Annotated in this window: 18 protein-coding genes; 6 read left to right on the forward strand and 12 right to left on the reverse strand. The window is 65.3% G+C overall.

Translation table 11 applies throughout. From position 1 onward, the window contains the following. Window positions 1-159 precede the first annotated feature (159 nt). Entirely contained in the window at window positions 160-669 is a 510-nt protein-coding gene (gene seqA / locus E5E97_RS12645; RefSeq protein WP_024943807.1) for a replication initiation negative regulator SeqA, read from the forward strand. Window positions 670-726: 57 nt separating this feature from the next. Beyond that, entirely contained in the window at window positions 727-2,376 is a 1,650-nt protein-coding gene (gene pgm, locus E5E97_RS12650) for a phosphoglucomutase (alpha-D-glucose-1,6-bisphosphate-dependent) (protein ID WP_171280345.1), read from the forward strand. A gap of 85 nt (window positions 2,377-2,461) precedes the next feature. On the opposite strand, the gene E5E97_RS12655 is transcribed toward pgm, so the two are convergent. Then, window positions 2,462-3,343: a DMT family transporter gene (locus E5E97_RS12655; RefSeq protein WP_171280346.1), complete on the reverse strand. Its 882-nt coding sequence runs from the start codon at window positions 3,341-3,343 to the stop codon at window positions 2,462-2,464. A 96-nt stretch (window positions 3,344-3,439) separates the two neighbouring features. Here E5E97_RS12655 and E5E97_RS12660 point away from each other — a divergent pair, with 96 nt between their 5' ends. Further along, entirely contained in the window at window positions 3,440-3,922 is a 483-nt protein-coding gene (locus E5E97_RS12660) for a MarR family winged helix-turn-helix transcriptional regulator (protein ID WP_171280347.1), read from the forward strand. A gap of 24 nt (window positions 3,923-3,946) precedes the next feature. On the opposite strand, the gene E5E97_RS12665 is transcribed toward E5E97_RS12660, so the two are convergent. Continuing rightward, the gene (locus E5E97_RS12665) at window positions 3,947-4,537 is read right to left on the reverse strand and encodes a TetR/AcrR family transcriptional regulator (RefSeq protein ID WP_162518435.1); all 591 of its coding nucleotides are present in this window, start codon (window positions 4,535-4,537) and stop codon (window positions 3,947-3,949) included. A gap of 112 nt (window positions 4,538-4,649) precedes the next feature. Between E5E97_RS12665 and E5E97_RS12670 the strand changes: the two genes are divergently transcribed. Next, the gene (locus E5E97_RS12670; RefSeq protein ID WP_171281221.1) at window positions 4,650-5,315 is read left to right on the forward strand and encodes a peroxiredoxin-like family protein; all 666 of its coding nucleotides are present in this window, start codon (window positions 4,650-4,652) and stop codon (window positions 5,313-5,315) included. Window positions 5,316-5,392: 77 nt separating this feature from the next. Here E5E97_RS12670 and mltB read toward each other — a convergent pair whose 3' ends face one another. The 8 genes from mltB to E5E97_RS12710 all read right to left on the reverse strand — a co-directional run bounded on the left by mltB (window position 5,393) and on the right by E5E97_RS12710 (window position 14,170). Then, window positions 5,393-6,496: a lytic murein transglycosylase B gene (gene mltB / locus E5E97_RS12675; RefSeq protein WP_171280348.1), complete on the reverse strand. Its 1,104-nt coding sequence runs from the start codon at window positions 6,494-6,496 to the stop codon at window positions 5,393-5,395. A 94-nt stretch (window positions 6,497-6,590) separates the two neighbouring features. Then, window positions 6,591-7,193: a CDP-alcohol phosphatidyltransferase family protein gene (locus E5E97_RS12680; RefSeq protein WP_171280349.1), complete on the reverse strand. Its 603-nt coding sequence runs from the start codon at window positions 7,191-7,193 to the stop codon at window positions 6,591-6,593. A gap of 14 nt (window positions 7,194-7,207) precedes the next feature. Continuing rightward, window positions 7,208-7,816, reverse strand: a complete 609-nt coding sequence (locus tag E5E97_RS12685) for an ATP-binding cassette domain-containing protein (protein ID WP_171281222.1) — start codon at window positions 7,814-7,816, stop codon at window positions 7,208-7,210. A 58-nt stretch (window positions 7,817-7,874) separates the two neighbouring features. Next, a complete protein-coding gene (locus tag E5E97_RS12690; RefSeq protein WP_171280350.1) occupies window positions 7,875-9,545 on the reverse strand; it encodes an ABC transporter permease in 1,671 nt (556 codons plus the stop codon). Next, window positions 9,545-10,729: an ABC transporter substrate-binding protein gene (locus E5E97_RS12695; RefSeq protein ID WP_171280351.1), complete on the reverse strand. Its 1,185-nt coding sequence runs from the start codon at window positions 10,727-10,729 to the stop codon at window positions 9,545-9,547. Before E5E97_RS12695 ends, E5E97_RS12690 begins: the two co-directional genes overlap by 1 nt. A 20-nt stretch (window positions 10,730-10,749) precedes the next feature. After that, complete coding sequence (locus E5E97_RS12700) at window positions 10,750-12,903, reverse strand: FAD-dependent oxidoreductase (RefSeq protein ID WP_171280352.1); 2,154 nt, start codon at window positions 12,901-12,903, stop codon at window positions 10,750-10,752. Then, window positions 12,903-13,484, reverse strand: coding sequence for a carboxymuconolactone decarboxylase family protein (locus tag E5E97_RS12705; protein WP_171280353.1), 582 nt, complete (start codon window positions 13,482-13,484; stop codon window positions 12,903-12,905). The genes E5E97_RS12700 and E5E97_RS12705 overlap by 1 nt, the downstream gene beginning before the upstream one ends. 11 nt (window positions 13,485-13,495) lie before the next feature. Then, window positions 13,496-14,170 carry a DUF1499 domain-containing protein gene (locus tag E5E97_RS12710; protein ID WP_171280354.1) on the reverse strand — a complete coding sequence of 225 codons (675 nt, stop codon included), beginning with the start codon at window positions 14,168-14,170 and terminating at the stop codon, window positions 13,496-13,498. A gap of 51 nt (window positions 14,171-14,221) precedes the next feature. On the opposite strand from E5E97_RS12710, the gene E5E97_RS12715 reads away from it, so the two are divergent. Next, window positions 14,222-14,782: a peptide-methionine (S)-S-oxide reductase gene (locus E5E97_RS12715; protein WP_045790221.1), complete on the forward strand. Its 561-nt coding sequence runs from the start codon at window positions 14,222-14,224 to the stop codon at window positions 14,780-14,782. A 14-nt stretch (window positions 14,783-14,796) separates the two neighbouring features. On the opposite strand, the gene E5E97_RS12720 is transcribed toward E5E97_RS12715, so the two are convergent. Beyond that, complete coding sequence (locus E5E97_RS12720; protein ID WP_024943795.1) at window positions 14,797-15,075, reverse strand: peptidylprolyl isomerase; 279 nt, start codon at window positions 15,073-15,075, stop codon at window positions 14,797-14,799. Window positions 15,076-15,156: 81 nt separating this feature from the next. Then, window positions 15,157-15,531, reverse strand: a complete 375-nt coding sequence (locus E5E97_RS12725) for a hypothetical protein (protein WP_024943794.1) — start codon at window positions 15,529-15,531, stop codon at window positions 15,157-15,159. A 649-nt stretch (window positions 15,532-16,180) separates the two neighbouring features. Here E5E97_RS12725 and E5E97_RS12730 point away from each other — a divergent pair. Continuing rightward, complete coding sequence (locus E5E97_RS12730) at window positions 16,181-17,881, forward strand: autotransporter assembly complex family protein (protein ID WP_282098626.1); 1,701 nt, start codon at window positions 16,181-16,183, stop codon at window positions 17,879-17,881. Window positions 17,882-17,906 lie beyond the last annotated feature (25 nt).

Below are 17,906 nucleotides of genomic sequence, written 5' to 3' on the forward strand. Positions count from 1 at the left end.
GCCAGATCGGCTATCAGTGCGACGGATCACACACTTGGCCCGCTATTATGCCGTATTCTCGATGAGATTCATGCACATCTGTCCGCCCCTTGCTTGGGCTGCCGGGTTTGCCTATGTATAATCGCCGCATCCGAATTTCGACGAGTCCAGCGCATCCCTATGAAAACCATCGAGCTTGATGACGATCTCTACTTCTATATCGCCAGCCAGACCCGGCACATCGGCGAGAGTGCCTCCGATATCCTGCGCCGCCTGCTGGAACAGCCCGCCAACCAGGCTGCGCCTGTGGCCGAGCCGGTGACGACGGCCCAGCCGCACGCCGTGGCCGATGCCATGGGGCTGGAGGCGCTGCTCGACTCCGGCGAGCTGCAAAAAGAAGAGAAGTCCATCAACCGCTTCATGCAGGTGCTCAGTACCCTCTACCGGGATGACCCGGTCGGGTTTACCCAGGCCACCGAAATCAAGGGGCGCAAGCGCGTCTATTTCTCGCGGGATCCCGATGCCCTGCGCGCCAGCGGCAGCACCACCAAGCCCAAGCCGGTGCCGGAGACCCCGTTCTGGGTGATCACCAATACCAACACCAGTCGCAAGCAGAATATGGTGGCCCAGCTGATGACCAGCATGGGGTATGGCGACGAGGTGATCGCCCGGGTGTGCGGCGCAATTTAACGGTTCATCAGACTCAGGCCTTGCCGGGCAAGGCCGCCATCAAGCAAGGACAACGCCATGGCACAGCATTCCCACGCCGGTCAGCCGGCCCGTTTGAGCGACCTGACCAACATCCCCCGTCTGGTCAGCGCCTACTACCTCAACAAGCCCGACATGAGCCGCCCCGAGCAGCGGGTTGCCTTCGGCACCTCCGGTCACCGCGGCAGCGCCCTGCACAACGCCTTCACCGAATCCCACATCCTGGCGGTGACCCAGGCGCTGGTGGAGTATCGCCAGCAGGCCGGCATCACGGGCCCGCTGTTTGTCGGCATGGATACCCACGCCCTGTCTGAATCCGCCTTTGCCAGCGCGGTGGAAGTGTTGGCGGCCAACGGCGTCGAGACCCGCATTCAGGCCGGTCTCGGCTTCACCCCGACCCCGGTCATCTCTCACGCCATCCTGCGCCACAATGCAGGCAAACCGGCTGCCCGTGCTGATGGCGTGGTGATCACCCCGTCCCACAACCCGCCGGAAGATGGTGGCTTCAAATACAACCCGCCCCACGGCGGTCCCGCCGAAGGGGAGATCACCAAGTGGGTGGAGGATCGCGCCAACGCGATTCTGGAAGCGGGTCTGGCCGGTGTGAAGCGCATGCCGTTCGCCGAGGCCCTCAAGAGCCCGTTCGTGGCCCTGCACGACTATGTCACTCCCTATGTGGATGACCTGAAGAACGTGCTGGACATGGAGGCCATCAAGCAGGCCGGCATCAAGATCGGTGTCGATCCGCTGGGCGGCTCCGGCGTCGCCTACTGGGACGTCATCGCCAAGACCTATGGTCTGAACATCGAGGTGGTGAACTACAAGGTCGACCCGACCTTCTCCTTCATGACCCTGGATAAAGACGGCAAGATCCGGATGGACTGCTCCAGCCCATTCGCCATGGCCAGCCTGATTGCCCTCAAGGACAAGTTCGACATCGCCCTTGGCAACGACCCGGACTACGACCGTCACGGCATCGTCACCCAGTCGGGCCTGATGAACCCGAACCACTATCTGGCGGTGGCGATCCAGTATCTGTTTACCCATCGAACCGGCTGGTCCAAAGAGTCTGCGGTCGGCAAGACGCTGGTCTCCTCTTCCATGATCGACCGGGTGGCCGGCGAGATTGGCCGCACCCTGAAAGAGGTGCCGGTCGGCTTCAAGTGGTTTGTGGATGGCCTCTACAGCGGTGAGTTCGGCTTTGGCGGTGAGGAGAGCGCGGGCGCCTCCTTCCTGCGCAAAGATGGCACCGTCTGGACCACCGATAAGGATGGCTTCATTCTGGCGCTGCTGGCAGCGGAAATTCTGGCGGTGACCGGCAAGGATCCGCAGGCCCACTACGACGCATTGGAAGCCAAGTTCGGTCGCTCCAGCTATCGTCGCATCGATGCCCCGGCCAACAGCGCCCAGAAGGCGGTGCTCTCCAAGCTGGATCCGGCGCTGGTGGAAGCCTCCACCCTGGCCGGTGAGCCCATCATCGCCAAGCTGACCAAGGCGCCGGGCAACGATGCTGCCATCGGCGGCCTCAAGGTGGTGACCGAGAACGGCTGGTTCGCGGCGCGCCCCTCCGGCACCGAGTCCATCTACAAGATCTACATGGAGAGCTTCAAGGGCGAGGCGCACCTGGACCTCATCCAGCAGGAAGCCCAGCAGATCGTCTCCGCCGCCCTGGCCAAGGCCGGGGTCTGAGTTCGACTCAAACACCTGCTGAATGTGAAAGAGGAGCCTTGATGGCTCCTCTTTTTTTATTGCGCTTGAGTTGGAGGCGTTGTGCTCACGGCCTGCTGCACTGGCCGGTGCTTGCCCGGCGGGCCTGCCAGCGTTTGAAGAAGGGACGAGCAGGCAGCTTCATCAGGAACAGGGAGAGCAGGATCACCCCGATGCCGAGCCATTGGCGAGCATCCAGCGTTTCCCCCACCATCAGCACACCGCAGGAGACCGCCACCATGGGGTTGGTGAGGGCCAGCATGCCCATCACCTCCGGGCCGTGGCGCTTGAGCCCCCACAGCCAGGCCCAGTAGGCCAGCGCCGTGTTGAGCAGGATCAGCCAGAGCAGGCCGGGAGCGCTTGCCGGCTGCGGCAGCGGCATGGGGCCGGCCAGCCACCAGGCGAGCGGGATCAGCATCAGGCCGCCCAGCAGCAGCTGCCAGGCGGTCAGCGCCAGCAGATCGCTCACCGGCCAGCGCTGCATCCAGCGGCTGGACTGGCCGATGAGCAGGGTGGCCAGCAGGGCGCAGGTGACGCCGACAGGATCCAGATTGGCGGAAGGGTTGAGCAGCAGCAAGACCCCGCCCAGCCCCATCAGGCCCAGCAGCAGCCATTTCAGGGACGGCCTGACGCCATCTTGCAACCAGGCCAGCAACATCAGGACCAGCGGCAGGGTGGCACCCAGGGTGCCCGCCACGGCCCCTGGCAGCCGGAAGGCGGCCACGAACAGCAGAGCAAAAAACGCAGCGATGTTGCAAAACGCCAGCAGGCACTGCTTGCCCCAGGGCAGGGGCGGCAGACGCGGGCGTACCAGCAACAGGAGCAACCCGGCCGGCAGCGCCCGCCACACCGCCACCCAGTAGGGGGAGTAGTCGGTCAGATAAAGGCTGACGACGGCGTAGGTGCTGCCCCAGAGCAAAGGGGCCAACAGGGCGATCAGCATGGACATGAATTTGTCTCTTTACAAAGTATCTTTAAGTAAAGATAAATTAGCCTCAAATTGGTTTACTATCAAGTATCTCGATAAAAAGATAAGTGGCCGAAGATGGAATCAGATCATGTAGACCTGCTGCTGGCCCAGTGGGCCCGGCAGCGACCGGATCTCGACTGCTCTCCCATGGGCGTGCTGGGACGGGTGGCGCGAATGGCGGCGATCGCCGGACGGGAGGTGAGCGAGGAGCTCAAGGAGTGCGGCCTGCTCGGCAGCGACTTCGACATTCTGGCGACCCTGCGCCGGGCCGGCGAACCGCTTACCCCGACCGTGCTCTATCAATCCGCCATGTTGAGCTCGGGGGCCATGACCGCCCGCCTCGACAAACTGGCAGAGCGAGGCTTGGTGGAACGTCAGGCCGCCCCGAGCGATCGGCGCAGCCTGCTGGTCTGCCTGACCGACGCGGGCCGGGAATTGGTTGACCGGGCGGTGGAGCGGCACGTGGCCAACGAGCGGCGCCTGCTGGCGCCATTGACCCTGGCCGAGCAGGAGCAACTGGCCGTCCTGCTCAAGCGCTGGCTGCTGGAAAACGAGTGAACCCCGTAGCCGGGTGAACTGTCGTCATGCGTCCGCAGACAGGATGGCCTGCATCTGGGCCAGCACCGCATTCACCTTGGCGGCGGGCGGATGGGTGCGGCCCAGCACGCGCAATCCCCACACCATGGTCATCAGCAAGGCGGCGGTGGCGTCGACGTCGCGCCCGGCGGTTAGCTCCCCTGCCGCCTGCGCCTGGCGCAGGGCTGCGCTGACCCGCAGCTCGACCTCGGCGAGGTGGCTGCTGGCGGTCTCCTGAATGAGCGGGTGGTGGCGGCCAATCTCCAGCAAGGTGTTGACCAGCAGGCAGCCACGGTGCGCCTCGCTGGCGATGGCATCCCGGGCCACTGCATCAAGCAGGGCCTGCACGCCCGCCAGGGGGGAGGCTGCCGAGCTCAGGATCTGCTCGATCTGCGCCAGGCTCTGCGCCGAATAGCGCTGCAGCACCTCCATGAACAACCCCTCCTTTGAGCTGAAGGCGCCGTACAGGCTGCTGGGCTTGAGTCCCATCCGTTCGACCAGCGCGGCAATGCCGGTGTTGCTGAAGCCGGTATCCCAGAAGGCGTTGAGAGCGATTTCCAGTACCTGTTCTCTGTCAAATGATGCGGGTCTTGCCATCTCGAGTCCTGCCTTGTGAAACTTTATTTTGGAGTGATCGCTAAAAAACAACTTGACCATGAGGAGTGGTTCGCTTGATATTGTAGCGACCACTACAAAAAGGATGGTCATGATGCACACACTCGAGCAAAAAATCAAAGCGTACGATGAGCAGAAGCAGCGCCAGGTACCGGCCCCGGTACTGGCCTTGATGGAGGAAGCGACCCGCAGCCTGCAGAAAAGCGGGCTGGAGCAGGCTGCGCTGGGGCGCGGAGAGCGGATGCCCGACTTCGCCCTGCCGGATCAGCACGGGGTGGTGCGCCCGCTCTCCCACTATCTGGCGGAGGGGCCTGTGCTGCTCAACGTCTATCGCGGTGGCTGGTGCCCCTACTGCAACATGGAGATGCAGGCGCTCAACGCCGTGTTGCCGGCGCTGCGCGAGCGCGGCGTGAACCTCATCGGCATGACGCCGGAAACCCCCAGTTCGGCGCAGGATACCCTCACCGCCAACGGGCTGGCGATCACCGTGCTGAGCGACGAGGGCAACCGGGTCTCGGCAGCGCTGGGACTGGTGTTCGAGCTGCCGGAGGCGCTCAGGCCCATCTATGCCGGCTTTGGCATCGACATCCCGGCGAGCAACGGCGACGAGAGCTTCACCCTGCCGGTGCCGGCCAGCTACATCATCGGCCAGGACAGAACCGTGCACTATCACTTCATCAACGCCGATTACACCCGTCGGGTCGAGCCGGCCGCCCTGCTTGCCGAGCTGGATCGTCTGGCGAAGGCGGGGGCACTGTAAACGCACACTGCGCCCGAAGGCGCAGTATAGATGGTTGGCAAGGCGGCCCTGAGGGCCGCCTTTTTTATCCGGAAGGCTCAGTAACCGCCGCGGGCATCCTTCACCGCCAGTCCCAGCTGCCACACCGCCATGGCGTAGTGGGTGCTGTGGTTGTAGCGGGTGATGGTGTAGAAGTTGGGCAGGCCGTACCAGTACTGATAGCCGGTGCCCACATCCAGGCGCAGCAGGCTCGCCTCGCTGTGGTTGCCGAGGGGGCTGGTGGGGGTCAGCCCGGCGCGGCGCAGGGAGGCGACCGGGTAGCGGGTCTGGAAGCCGTGCTCGTAGCCGGGCAGCTGGCCCTGACCGCGCACCGCCACCGGCTGTCCCTTCTCCCAGCCGTGGGCCTTGAAGTAGTTGGCCACGCTGCCGATGGCATCCACCGGGTCCCACAGGTTGGTGTGGCCGTTGCCGTTGAAGTCCACCGCGTAGCGCTGGAAGCTGGAGGGCATGAACTGGCCGTAGCCCATGGCGCCGGCGTAGGAGCCCTTGGGTTCGGTGGGATCCATCCCCTCGTCGCGGGTCATTACCAGGAAGGATTCCAGCTCGCTGGTGAAGAACTCGGCCCGGCGCGGGTAGTCGAACGCCAGGGTCGCCAGCGCATCCAGGATGCGGGTCTTGCCCATCACCCGGCCCCAGCGGGTCTCCACGCCGATGATGCCGACGATGATCTCCGGCGGCACCCCATAGACCTGCTGGGCACGGTTGAGCTCGTTCTCGTACTCACGCCAGAAGCTGACGCCGTTCTGTACGTTGTCCGGGGTGATGAACTTGGCGCGGTAGCGATTCCAGGCGCCGGTCGGGCCGGTGGGCGGCGTGGTGCTGGGGGCCTGGGCATCCATCAGGCGGATGATCCAGTCATAGCGTTCGGCCTGGGCCAGCACCCGGTGCAGCTCGGCGCCATCGAAGCCGTGCTTTTGCACCATCCGCTGCACGAAGTTGTCCACGTTGGCGCGATTGGCGAAGTCCCCCTTGCTGACACCCGGCTGGCTCACCTGCCCGTAGAAGGGTTTGCTCGGCGGCGTCTGGTTGATGAAGGCGCTGTTGGGTTGGGGCTTGACCACGGGCTTGGCAGCCGGCGTGCTGCTGCAGCCATAGAGCATGGGAAACAGGGAGAGGGTGAGCACGGAGACAAGGCGACGCATAAGGTTCTCATGAGCCTGAAAAAGAGTGTCGCCATGGTAAAACATTGTCGTCCATGCGCAAGTGTTCCGTAGCGGCCCCTCTCGCCGTCCTGCCTCAACGCAGGGTGTGGTAACCGCTCCAGAGCCGGGTGAGGGTGGTGATGGCGCAGAGCAGGGCAAAGCCGTAGGCGAGCGGGGCGAAGGCGGCGGGCCACAGGCACATCACTACGAACAGGGCGATGGTCTCGCTCCCCTCGGTGAGGCCGCCCAAGTAGTAGAGGGACTTGTGGTGGTAGACCGGATTGTCGATGCCCCGCTTGCCCGCCATGATGGCAAACGCCAGAAAGCTCGAGCCGGTGCCCATGAAGGCAAACAGCAGGGTGGCGGCGGGTAGCGCATTGGCGGGGGCGGCGAGGGCAAAGCCCAGCACCACGGCGGCGTAGAAGATGAAATCCAGCGTGATGTCGAGAAAGCCGCCGCAGTCGGTGATGCCGGTTTCCCGCGCCACGGCGCCATCAAGCCCGTCCAGCAGCCGGTTGAGCAGGATCGCCGCCAGCGCCCATTGATAGCAGCCAAAGGCCAGCAGCGGCAATGCCAGCATGCCGATGGCAAAGCCGGTGAGGCTTATCTGGTTGGCGCTGATCCCGGCGCGGCAGAGCGGTCTGGCGAGCCGGGTGAGGGGGCTGCGGATAACGGGGATCAGGTGACGGTCAAACAAGGTGAACTCCTCGGTCAAAAACAGGATTCGGTGAGCTGGAGTATGGTGCCCGGCGCGTCATCTTCGTCGTGGGTCACCAGCAGAGCGGGGATGGCCAGTGCCTTGATCTGCGCGAACACCAGTTCGCGAAAGGCGCCCCGCAGCGGCTTGTCGAGGCGGGAGAAGGGCTCGTCCAACAACAATGCATCGGGCTCGGCCAGCAGCGCCCGCAGCAGGCTGACGCGGGCCTTCTGGCCGCCGGAGAGCGTCCCCGGCAGCTTGTCCGCCTGATTTGTCAGATCCACCTGTGCCAGCGCGGCCACTGCCTTTTCCCGCCGCTCCCCGTGCCCCTTCACGCTGGCCGGCATGCCGAACATCAGGTTCTCGGCCACCGTCAGGTGGTCGAACAGCAGATCATCCTGAAACAGCATGCCGATGCGCCGCGCCTGGGGCGGCAGCTGGGTGAGCCGGCGCGTGCCGAGGGTCACGTCCCCCTCCAGCCGGATGGGGCCGCTTGCCGGCAGCACCCCCGCCAGCGCTGCCAGCAGCGAGCTCTTGCCACAGCCGCTGGAGCCCATCAGGGTCAATACCTCGCCCGGCGCCACCTGCAGGGCGGGCAGCGAGAGCAGCAGGTTTTCCTCCAGATAGAGGCGAAGGGGGTGGTGCTCAGCATGGGGCTGTTGTCATGGTTGTTGTTCATCGTTAGCCGCTCCCCTTGAGCGCCGGGTTGAGTCGGGCCGGCAGCCAGAGCGCCAGCAGATAGATAAGGAGCGGCAGCAGCAGTTGCAGCAGGCCGTAGGGGCCCGCCAGCCGCCGGTTGAGGCCGCTGCCGATGGCCACAGCTTCGGTGGTGATGGTGACCACCCGGCCGGCGCCAAACAGCAAGGTCGGCAGGTATTGGGCCAGGCTCACCGCGGCTCCGACGCCGAAGGCAAACAACAGCGGGCGCGCCAGCAGCGGCCCTTTCACCTGCCACCAGGCTCGCCACGGGGTTGCCCCCAGCAGCAGGGCGCTCTGGGTTATCCGCGCGTCGAACTGGCCATAGGGGCCTTGTAAGCAGAGATAGACGTAGGGAAAGACAAACAGCAGCTGGCTCCAGAGCACCCAGCCCCAGCCGATGCCATCGCCCCCCCACCCGAGGCTGAACCAGTCTATCCCGAGGCGAATGCCGAACAGCAGGCTGGCTTGCGGCAGCAACAGCGGCAGGCAGATGAGCCAGAGCGGCCAGGGGCGGCGACCCGCCTGTGCCTCCAGACTCAGCACCGCCATCACCAGCGCAATCGCCCCGCTCGCCAGTGCCAGCAGCATGCTGGTGGTCAGCAGCGGCGACAGGGTCGGCAGCAGTTCGAGCCAATGGCGACCGCTCCACTGGCTCGGCCAGAGGGCGGGAAAGGGCCAGCGCCGGGCCAGTGACCAGAGCAGCAATGCCCCCAGCACCGCCAGATTGAGGGCAATTAGGGTCGCCACGCTGCCGGTGGCAAGGGTGCGGCCAAGAGCGCTTGGGTTTGCTCGTTTGCCATCGAGCCAGCCGGGTTTGCCAAGGGTTCGATGGGCCAGCTCCAGCAGCCGCAACAGGGCCAGCAGCAGCGCAGTGATGGCGAGCAGCAGCAGGGCGCCGCTGGCGGTGGCGCCGCGCCAGACCAGATCCGGGTCCTGATACCAGAGCCACAGGCGCACAGCCAGCGGAGCGGGGGCATCGGGCCCGAGCAGCTGGGCCAGATCCACCACCGCCACCCCGTAGGCGGCGACTGCATAGAGGGGCAGGCGCAGGGCGGGCCACAGCGCCGGCAGCAGCAGGCGCCACCAGATCTGGGGGGCGCTAAAGCCGAGGCTCGCCCCCAGCCACTGCTGGCGCGCCACCCTGGCGGGGTCTTGCGTGCCGAGCGCCATCAGCAGCAGGAAGGGGGTCTCCTTGAGGGTCAAGGCGAAGATCAGCCCAAGCCCGGCGGGATCGCGCAGGGTCTGCCAGTCGGGGGGCAGCTCGAACCCGGTGAGGGTCGGCGAGAGCAGGCGCAGCAACCAGCCGGAGGGAGCGAGCAGAAAAGCAAAGCCGATGGCAAAGGCGACGTGGGGCAGTGCCAGCAAGGGCGAGAGCAGCCGACGCAGCCAGCCAAAGGCCCGGCTGTCGCTGTGGGCCAGCAGCAGGGCGGTCAGCAGCAGACTGGCCAGGGTCGAGGCGGCGCCAATCCACAGGCTCAGCAGCGCCGAGTGCCACAGGCCCGGCTGGGCCAGCAGCCGTTGCAGGTGAGCCTGACTCAGCCCCTCAGCCAGCAGTTGCCAGCCCCCCGCCAGCAGCGGAAGGCCAAAAACCAGGGCGTACCCGGCGGTGAACAGGGGGCGCCAATCAAGCGAAGAGCGGCCGAACCGGCTCATCAGTGGCCGTAGCGCTCGGCCCAGGCCGCTTCCAGCCTGAGCTGCCAGCTGGGGTTAGGTTCGGCCACCGATTTGAAGCGCAGCGCCGGCACCGGCTGCTGGGTGGCGGGCAGGGCATCGGCCCGCAGCACGCTGGGATCGCCCCAGAAGGCGGGCTCGGCCTTGCGCGCCTGGGCGGCGGGGCTCAGCAGGAAGTTGGCCACCACCTTGGCGCCGGCGCGGGCGTTGGCGTTGAAGGGGATGGCGAGGAAGTGGCTGTTGGTGAGCGCTCCTTTCGCCATGGCCACCGCCATCACGCTGGGGGGCAGGGTGCCATTTTGCACCGCGCTCTGCGCCTCCTGCGGGTTGAAGCTGATGGCCATCGCCAGCTCGCCGTCATCGAGCAGCTGGCGGGTCTCGGCGGCGCTGGTGGGAAACAGCTTGCCCTTGCGCCAGAGCGCAGGGTGCAGCTCATCCAGCCAGGTCCAGAGCGGGGCGGTAATCCTGGCAAAGTCGGTATCGGTCACCTCCCGATAGAGGGGGGCGGGGTCCGGTGTCAGCTCCAGCAAGATCTGCTTGAGAAAGCTGGAACCGTGGAACTGGGGCGGCTTGGGATAGGTGAAGCGGCCGGGGTGGGCCTTGGTCCAGGCGAGCAGGGCCGCCGCCGAGGTGGGCAGCTGTTTGACCTCTTCGCCGTTGACCATCAGGTTGAGCTGGCCTATGCCCCAGGGGGCTTCCAGCCCCTCCACCGGCACGGTGAAGTCCTCACTCACCGGCAGGGTGCCGTCGACCAGCGCCATGTTGGGCAGCCCACGGGTAAAGGGGGCGCCGAGCAGTCCCTGCTCCTTGAGCGCCTTGAAGTTCTCGCCGTTGACCCAGAGCAGGTCGATGGGACCGCCAGCTTGCTTGCCGGCCTGCTTGTTAGCCAGCAGTTGGCTGACGCTCTGGGCGATGTCATCCACCTTCACCTGTACCAGCTTGACCTGGTATTCGCGCGCCAGCTCCTGGCCGGCCCACACCAGGTAGGCGTTGATCTCCGGGCTGCCGCCCCAGGCGTTGAAGTAGACGGTCTGCCCCTTGGCCTCATCAAGGGTCTGCTGCCACCGCGGGTTGTCGGCGGCGTTGGCCTGGGTGAAGAGGAGGCTGCCTGCCAGCAGGGGCAGGGCGCGCAACAACTGTGTGAACGAGGGCAATGAGTGTCGCATCTGGGTTACCTGGAGTTGGGTCAGGCGCCGCGGCGCCAGCGGTGATAACGGGTCAGCAGCGCCAGCAGGGTGGCTGGCTGACGGGCCCGTCGCCACTCGCCCGCCAGATACTTGTTCCCCTCCATCAGGGTGGGGTAGGCGTGGATGGTGGCGAGGATCTTGCCAAGGCCGAGGCGGTGGCGCATGGCGAGCACGAATTCGGCGATCCGCTCGCCGGCGTGAGTGCCCACCAGGGTGGCACCCAGGATCTGATCCTTGCCGGGTACGGTGAGCACCTCGATAAAGCCCTGGCGCTCGCCATCGGTGATGGCTCTGTCCAGCTCGGCCAGCGCGAAACGGGTCAGCTCGAAGGGGATGCCCTGCGCCCTGGCCTCTTTCTGATTGAGGCCGACCCGGGCGATTTCTGGCGTAGTGTAGATGGCGGCCGGCATGACCCGATAGTCGGCCCGAAAGCGCTTGAACGGGCTGAACAGGGCATTGACCGCGGCATACCAGCCCTGATGGGCGGCGGCATGGGTGAGCTGGTAAGGGCCCGCTACGTCCCCCACCGCCAGAATGCTGGGGTAGTTGGTGGCGAGGAAGCCATCGACCGCCACCGTGCCGCGCGGTGCCAGCTCCACCCCCAGCGCTTCGAGCCCGAAGCCGCTGACGTTGGCGACCCGGCCCAGCGCCAGCAGCAGCTGATCCCCTGCAATGGTTTGCGTCTCGTCGCCCCGGCGCAGTTGCAGCCGAATGGGCAGATCTCCCGCGGCTGCGGGCAGATAGTCGGCTCGCTCGGCGCGCCAGCCGGTGAGCACCCGCACGCCATCGCGGGCCAGCTGCTCCGCCAACAGCTCGGCCACCTCCCGCTCTTCGCGGGGCAGCAGCTGATCCGAAAGCTCTACCAATGTAACGGGCACCCCAAGCAGGGCAAAACTCTGGGCCAGCTCGCAGCCTATGGAGCCGCCGCCCAGCACCAGCAGCTGGCGCGGCGCGGTGCGCAGTTGCCAGAGGGTGTCGGAGGTGAGCCAGGGCACCTGCTCAAGGCCCGGCAGCGTGGGCACCAGCGGCCGGGCGCCGGTGGCGAGCACGATATGACGACTGGCAAGGCGTTGGCCGTTCACCTCCACCTCCCAGGGGGAGACCAGCCGGGCCTCCCCTTGGATGCACTCCACTCCAAGTCCTTCATAGCGCGCCACCGAGTCGTGGGGTTCGACCTCCTTGATGACGCGGGCGACCCGCTCCATCACGGCGGCGAAATCGGCGCTGGCCTGGCTTGGGTTAAAGCCCAGCTCACTGGCCCGGCGCTGCTCGGCGGCAAAGCGGGCGCTTCGGATCAGCGCCTTGGAGGGGACGCAGCCGCTGTTGAGGCAATCGCCCCCCATCTTGTGCTTCTCGATGAGCGCCACCTTGGCCTGCACCGCCGCGGCGATATAGCTGGTCACCAGGCCGCCGGCCCCGGCGCCAATCACCAGCAAGTTGTAGTCATAGTGTGTTGGCTTGCGGTAGGGGGCGTGCAACCGATGCAGGGCGAGGCGCCGCTGCAGGCCCTTGAGCAGCATCGGCATCAGTCCGAGCAGGGTCAGCGCCACCATCAGGCCGGGGGAGAGGATATTGCCGGTGCTGGTGAGGTTGGCGAGCTCGCTGCCCGCCAGCACGTAGACGAAGGTGCCGGGCAGCATGCCAAGCTGGCTCACCCAGTAGTAGGTGCTGACTCTGATGGGGGTGAGCCCCATCAGCAGGTTGACCAGAAAGAAGGGGAAGATGGGGATGAGGCGCAGGCTCAGCAGATATAGTGCCCCTTCCTTCTTCATGCCGGCCTGCAAGCTGGCCAGCTTGTCGCCAAAGCGCCGCTCGACCCAGTCGCGCAGCAGAAAGCGGGCACTGAGAAAGGCCAGGGTCGCACCAATGCTGCTGGCAAAGGAGACCAGCAGCAGCCCCCAGACAACGCCGAACACGGCGCTGCCGGCCAGGGTGAGCAGGCTGGCGCCGGGCAGGGAGAGGGCGGTGCTCACCACATAGACAGCGACGAACAGCAGGGCGGCGCTGACGAAATGGCGGTCGACCAGGGCGGCCAGCTCGGCCTGACGGGCCTGCAGCTGGGGCAGGCTCAGGTAGTGACCAAGGTCGAAGGCGAAAAAGGCGCCGATGAGGCAGCCCATCACCAGCACCAGCAGCAGGCGGGAGCCTCTCATCAGGCGTCCTTGTTATCCGGTTGGGCTTGACGCACTGGCTGCACCGACAGCTGGCAGAAGCCCTGCGGGGCGATATCGAGGGCGGCGTTGAACTTGGCCGACATGTTCTGGAAGGCGATGAGGCCGGTGAGCTCCACCATGGCGTCGTCGTCAAACCAGGGCTTGAGGCGGGCGGCCTGCTCATCGCTGACTCCATCCAGCCCGGTCATCGCCTCGGTATAGTCGAGTACAGCCCGCTCCCGCTCATCGAACAAGGGGCTGTCGCGCCAGTTGGCGAGCGCCTCTACCTTCTCGCTGGAGCCGGCTCTCTTTACCAGGGTCATGGCGTTGATGTCGACGCAAAAGCGGCACCAGTTGAGCTGGGAGACCCGTACCGTCACCAGGGAGCGCAGCACGGGGTCGATGGGGGAGCGCTTGCGGTTGATGACGCCATAGAGGGTGGCGACGGCGGCAAACAGGCGCGGCGAGCGGCCCCAGCACTTGCCCGGAATGAGCACCTGACCGTAGTTGCGCTGTTGCAGCCAGAAAAAGGGGCGGATGAACCAGGCATATTCCCGATCGGGCTTGACCTCGACGCGCATGGATGACCTTCTTATTGCTTCAAGTTGGGTTTGTAGGCCTGACCCAGCCGCTCGTTGAGGCGGATCAGAAACTCCTCTATGCGGGCCCGGTTGGTGCCCAGGTCGCTCTGCCCCTGACGGGAGGCGGAGCGCATGTCGATGCGGGTCTCCTTGGGCCCGGCAAAGACCCGCAGCGCCACGTCATCCTGAAAACCGAACCAGCCGGTGGTGACCACCGCCTCGAGGCCATCCGGGCTTGGTCGCACCTGCCAGCCGAGCTGCTCCATCAGGGCGTGGGCCTCGGTGATCACCTCGACCGGGGAGGCGCTGGTAAAGAGAGGACCGGGTTTCCCCTCAACTGCTTTCAAGGGGGCCGGATTAATCGGCAGATCCTGCGCCGTTCTGAGTTCGCTGGCCCAGTGCAGCTGGGGCGGGTTGTTGGGATCCGTGCTCACATCGTTGACCAGCGGCGTGCGCAGCGCCTGCACCACGAAGGCCAGGGGCAACAGCAGTGGCACAGCGCCCCAGCCATTGGCGCAGCGATTGCGACACCAGGGCAGGCGAGCCAGCAAGACGAGGGAGACGAGGGCCCCGAGCAGGCAGATGACAAACCCCAGCCACCAGGGCCAGAGGTGAACACGGCTGCCGAGGGCGCCGGCAAGCGGCAGCAACCAGGCCAGAAGCGGCCACCACAAATATCTGGGCATAACGGGGATCCACTGGTTATGATGGACAAGTGCCCAGAAGGATAAACTTAATTGACTGATAACGTTAGTAAATTTATCTCAATCCTGCTGCTTTTCCCAAGCGTTCCGCTGTGGGCGGACAGCGCCGTGCTGGCGGCGGGGGACATGTGGCGCGCCGAAGCCGTCTACGAGACCCTGCCCGGGGTCAGCCGGGTGGAGCCGGGCTACGTCAGCCAGCTGGCGGCGACGGGGTCGAGCTGGCGGGAAGTGCCACCGCGGCGCCAGGCGGTGCGCATCGACTATGACCCGGTCAAAGTGGGTTATGGCGATCTGCTCAACGTGTTCTGGCAACTGGTGGATGGGCGCGATGGCGAGGGCCAGTATTGCAATCGGGGGCTGGCATTTGCGCCGGCCCTGCTGCCGAAGGATGACTATCAGTGGCGCTTGGCCCAGGTGAGCTTGACGCGCTGGCAGGCCCTGCACGGGCGGCCGAGCCGGGTTGCACTCTGGCCGCAGAGCCGGTTCACACCGGCGCCCGAAATGGAGGACTGGGCGGCGCGCCACCCCTGGCGTTTCGGCTTCTATGCCCGCCGCTGCGGCGGCTGGCCGGTGGAGTTGAACCCAGAACCCTGAACCGGGCCCTGAACTCAGCTGCGGTAGAGCACCTTGATAAGGTGGAAGCCGAACTTGGTGCGCACCGGGCCGAGCACGGTCAGCAGTTCGCCCTTGAACACGGCATCGTCAAATGCCTTGACCATGTCGCCTTTCGAAAACTCCCCCAGATCGCCGAAGCGCTTGCTGGAGGCACAGGTGGAGAAGCGCTTGGCCATCTGGCCGAAGTCGGCTCCCTTGGCAATCTTCTCCTTGATCTCCAGACACTCTTTCTCGGTCTTGACCAGGATGTGCTGGGCACAGGCTTTTCTCATCGGGACGCTCCTCGGCGGTGGGCAAATCGGGGGCGCAAAGAGTACTCCAATTCCTGCCGCGCGTCAGCCGTCATGGCAAATTCAGCTGCGGGCACGGGCAGCAAGCCGGGTTCTGGGCCGTGCCTGCCAGAGGATCTCCAGCCCGAGCAGGGCATGCAGGCTCCAGATGGCCAGCGGATTGAGCCAGTTGCCCCCCAGTTGCAGGGTCGCCAGGGCGCTGCCCGCCAGCAGCAAGGTGATGCCCGGCAGGCGCCAGTGGGTCGGCAGCGGTGCCAGCATGGCCATGCCCAGCAGGATGGCGAGCCCGAACGGCAGGTTCAGCGCGGTGAAGGCCAGCGCCTGCTGGCCGTTCATGCCGGTCAGCAGGGCCAGCAGGGCGCTGCAACAGGCGAGAAAGGTGATGAATTCGAGTCGGTCGGCGATGTAGTCCGCCATCTGTTCGCTGCGTGCGTGCATACGGTGTCTCCTCTGGTGGGATGCGAGCCTTGGTGCAATGACCCCAGTGTGGGCGAGAAGTGAGCAGGGGGGCAGCGGGATAAATCGATTGGGTTGAACGAGGCTTTGATTGGGTGATGGCAACTCTTTGATCCTGCGAGATAAAATGCACTACCTCTGCGGGAGTGGGGCAAGGCGGGCGGCCCAGTGGCAACCAGAATGTGGCTGGCGGGCCCGGTGAGAGAGGGAATTGCCGCTATCTTGACCAGTTGCCGACAGTTGATGTCGCGCCCATCGGCAAACAAGGGATGGCGCGATAGCGGGCCGGATGGGCCGGCAAGGGCCATATGGCATGGCCGTGCTGGTCATGGATTGCCCTTTTTGACCCGCAGTGGCATAAGTCAGCGGGGGAAAGTGTGAAAAATGCGCGGCCTGCGCGGGCAAAGGCTTCAATAATATGGCGAAATTCGGTGTCATCCCGCTCTGATGTCGGGCCGGGGATATGCTAGGATGAGGCGCGTTTGCGATCGAGTGAGCCTCATATTCGTTCTGAATATCGCATTATTTTAATCATGTTCTTCGGGGAAATTGACGTTTGACAGGATGCAATCCGCCCCTGCCTGCAGGGATCTCACCGCCCGCACGGGCCTTTCGTCGTGGGCTTCGCGCGCTGGGACTGAGCCTCTGTCTGCTGCTGTTCGTCACGCCCGCCATGGCGGCCAAACTCACCTATCAGATCAAGGGACTGAAGGGGGAGAACAAGGACAACGTCGAGGCCTACCTCAATGCCCTGCCGGTCTATCAGGAGCGCCAGTACCGTCCGGCCCGCGCCAAGATCACCGAGAGCGTGCAAAAGGCGCTGCAGGTCTATGGCTACTACCAGCCCAAGATCACCCTGAGCCGCGACAAGAAGGCGCCCGCCAAAGTGATCATCGAGGTGGAGCCGGGCAAGCCGGTCATCATCTCCCGTCTCGACATCCTGCTGGAAGGGGATGCCAGCAGCGACGAGCTCTACAGCGAGCTGTTGGACAAGCTGCCCCTGAAAGAGGGGGATCCCCTCAACCACGGCAAATACGAATCCATCAAGGCGGATCTGGGCAGTCTGGGGCTGGCGCGCGGCTACTTCGACGCCAAGATCAGCAAGAGCCAGGTCAAGGTGTTCCCAGATCAGGGCACCGCCGAGATCTACATCCTGTTTCGCTCCGGCCCGCGCTACCACTTCGGCGAGATCCACTACGACGCCACGCCGGAGGCGCTGCGCCTCATCCGCCCGCTCATCAACATCAAGAGCGGCGACCCCTATCTGGCGATCCGGCTGGCGGAGATGTCGCAGGATGTCTCCTCCACCAAGCTGTTCAAGCAGGTGGACATCAAGCCCCTCATCAGCCAGGCCGAGGGCAACCGGGTGCCGGTGCAGGTGACCCTCTCCAACCGGGTCGATCACGAGATTGAAACGGGTATCGGCTATGCCACCGACGTGGGGCCTCGCATGAGCGCCACCTGGGAGAAGCCCTGGGTCAACCGCTACGGTCACCGGCTCAACGCCACCGCCAAGGTCTCCCAACCCGAGGCCGAGCTCAGCTTCGACTACCAGATCCCGGTGGGCAATCCGCTGCGGGACTATTACTCGCTGCAGGCCGGTTATCAATACAAGGACAACAACGATACCCGCTCCGACCTGACCACCCTCAGTGTGCACCGCTGGAAGCGGCGGCCGGAGAGCTGGGACCGGGACGTGTTCATCCGGCTGGAGAACGAGATCTATACCCAGGGTGCCGACGAGGGCAACAGCTTGCTGCTGATCCCCGGTGTCTCCTGGTCGCGGCTGCGGGTGCGCGGCGGTCTGGTGCCCGACTGGGGCGATCGCCAACAGCTCACCCTGGAGTTTTCCGATCCCTACTGGGGCTCCGACATCAGCTTCGTGCGGGTGTGGGGGCGCAGCAAGTGGCTGCGCACCCTGGGGGAGGATCACCGCTTCCTGCTGCGGGCCGAACAGGGGGCCATCATAGGGGACAGCTTCTCGCTGGTGCCGCCCTCCCTGCGCTTCTTTACCGGTGGTGACCAGACGGTGCGCGGCTACGGCTACGAGACCATCTCGCCGCGCGGCAGCGACGGCAAGTTGCTGGGGGGCCGCTACGTGAGCGTCGCCAGCGCCGAGTACAACTACCGCTTCAGCGACAAGTGGCTGGGGGCCCTGTTCGTGGACAGCGGTACCGCCACGGTCGACTACAGCGAGGCCTGGAAGATAGGCACCGGGGTCGGCGTGCGCTGGGTGACCCCCATCGGTCAGGTCAGGCTCGACCTGGCGGTGGGCATTTCCGAGGAGGAGAAGCCGCTGCGACTCCACTTCGCGCTGGGGCCTGAACTATGATCCGGCCGCGCTCCACTCCTCTTCT

Origin of the sequence: Aeromonas sp. 2692-1, assembly GCF_013085505.1 — a bacterium.
GTDB lineage: Bacteria > Pseudomonadota > Gammaproteobacteria > Enterobacterales > Aeromonadaceae > Aeromonas > Aeromonas hydrophila.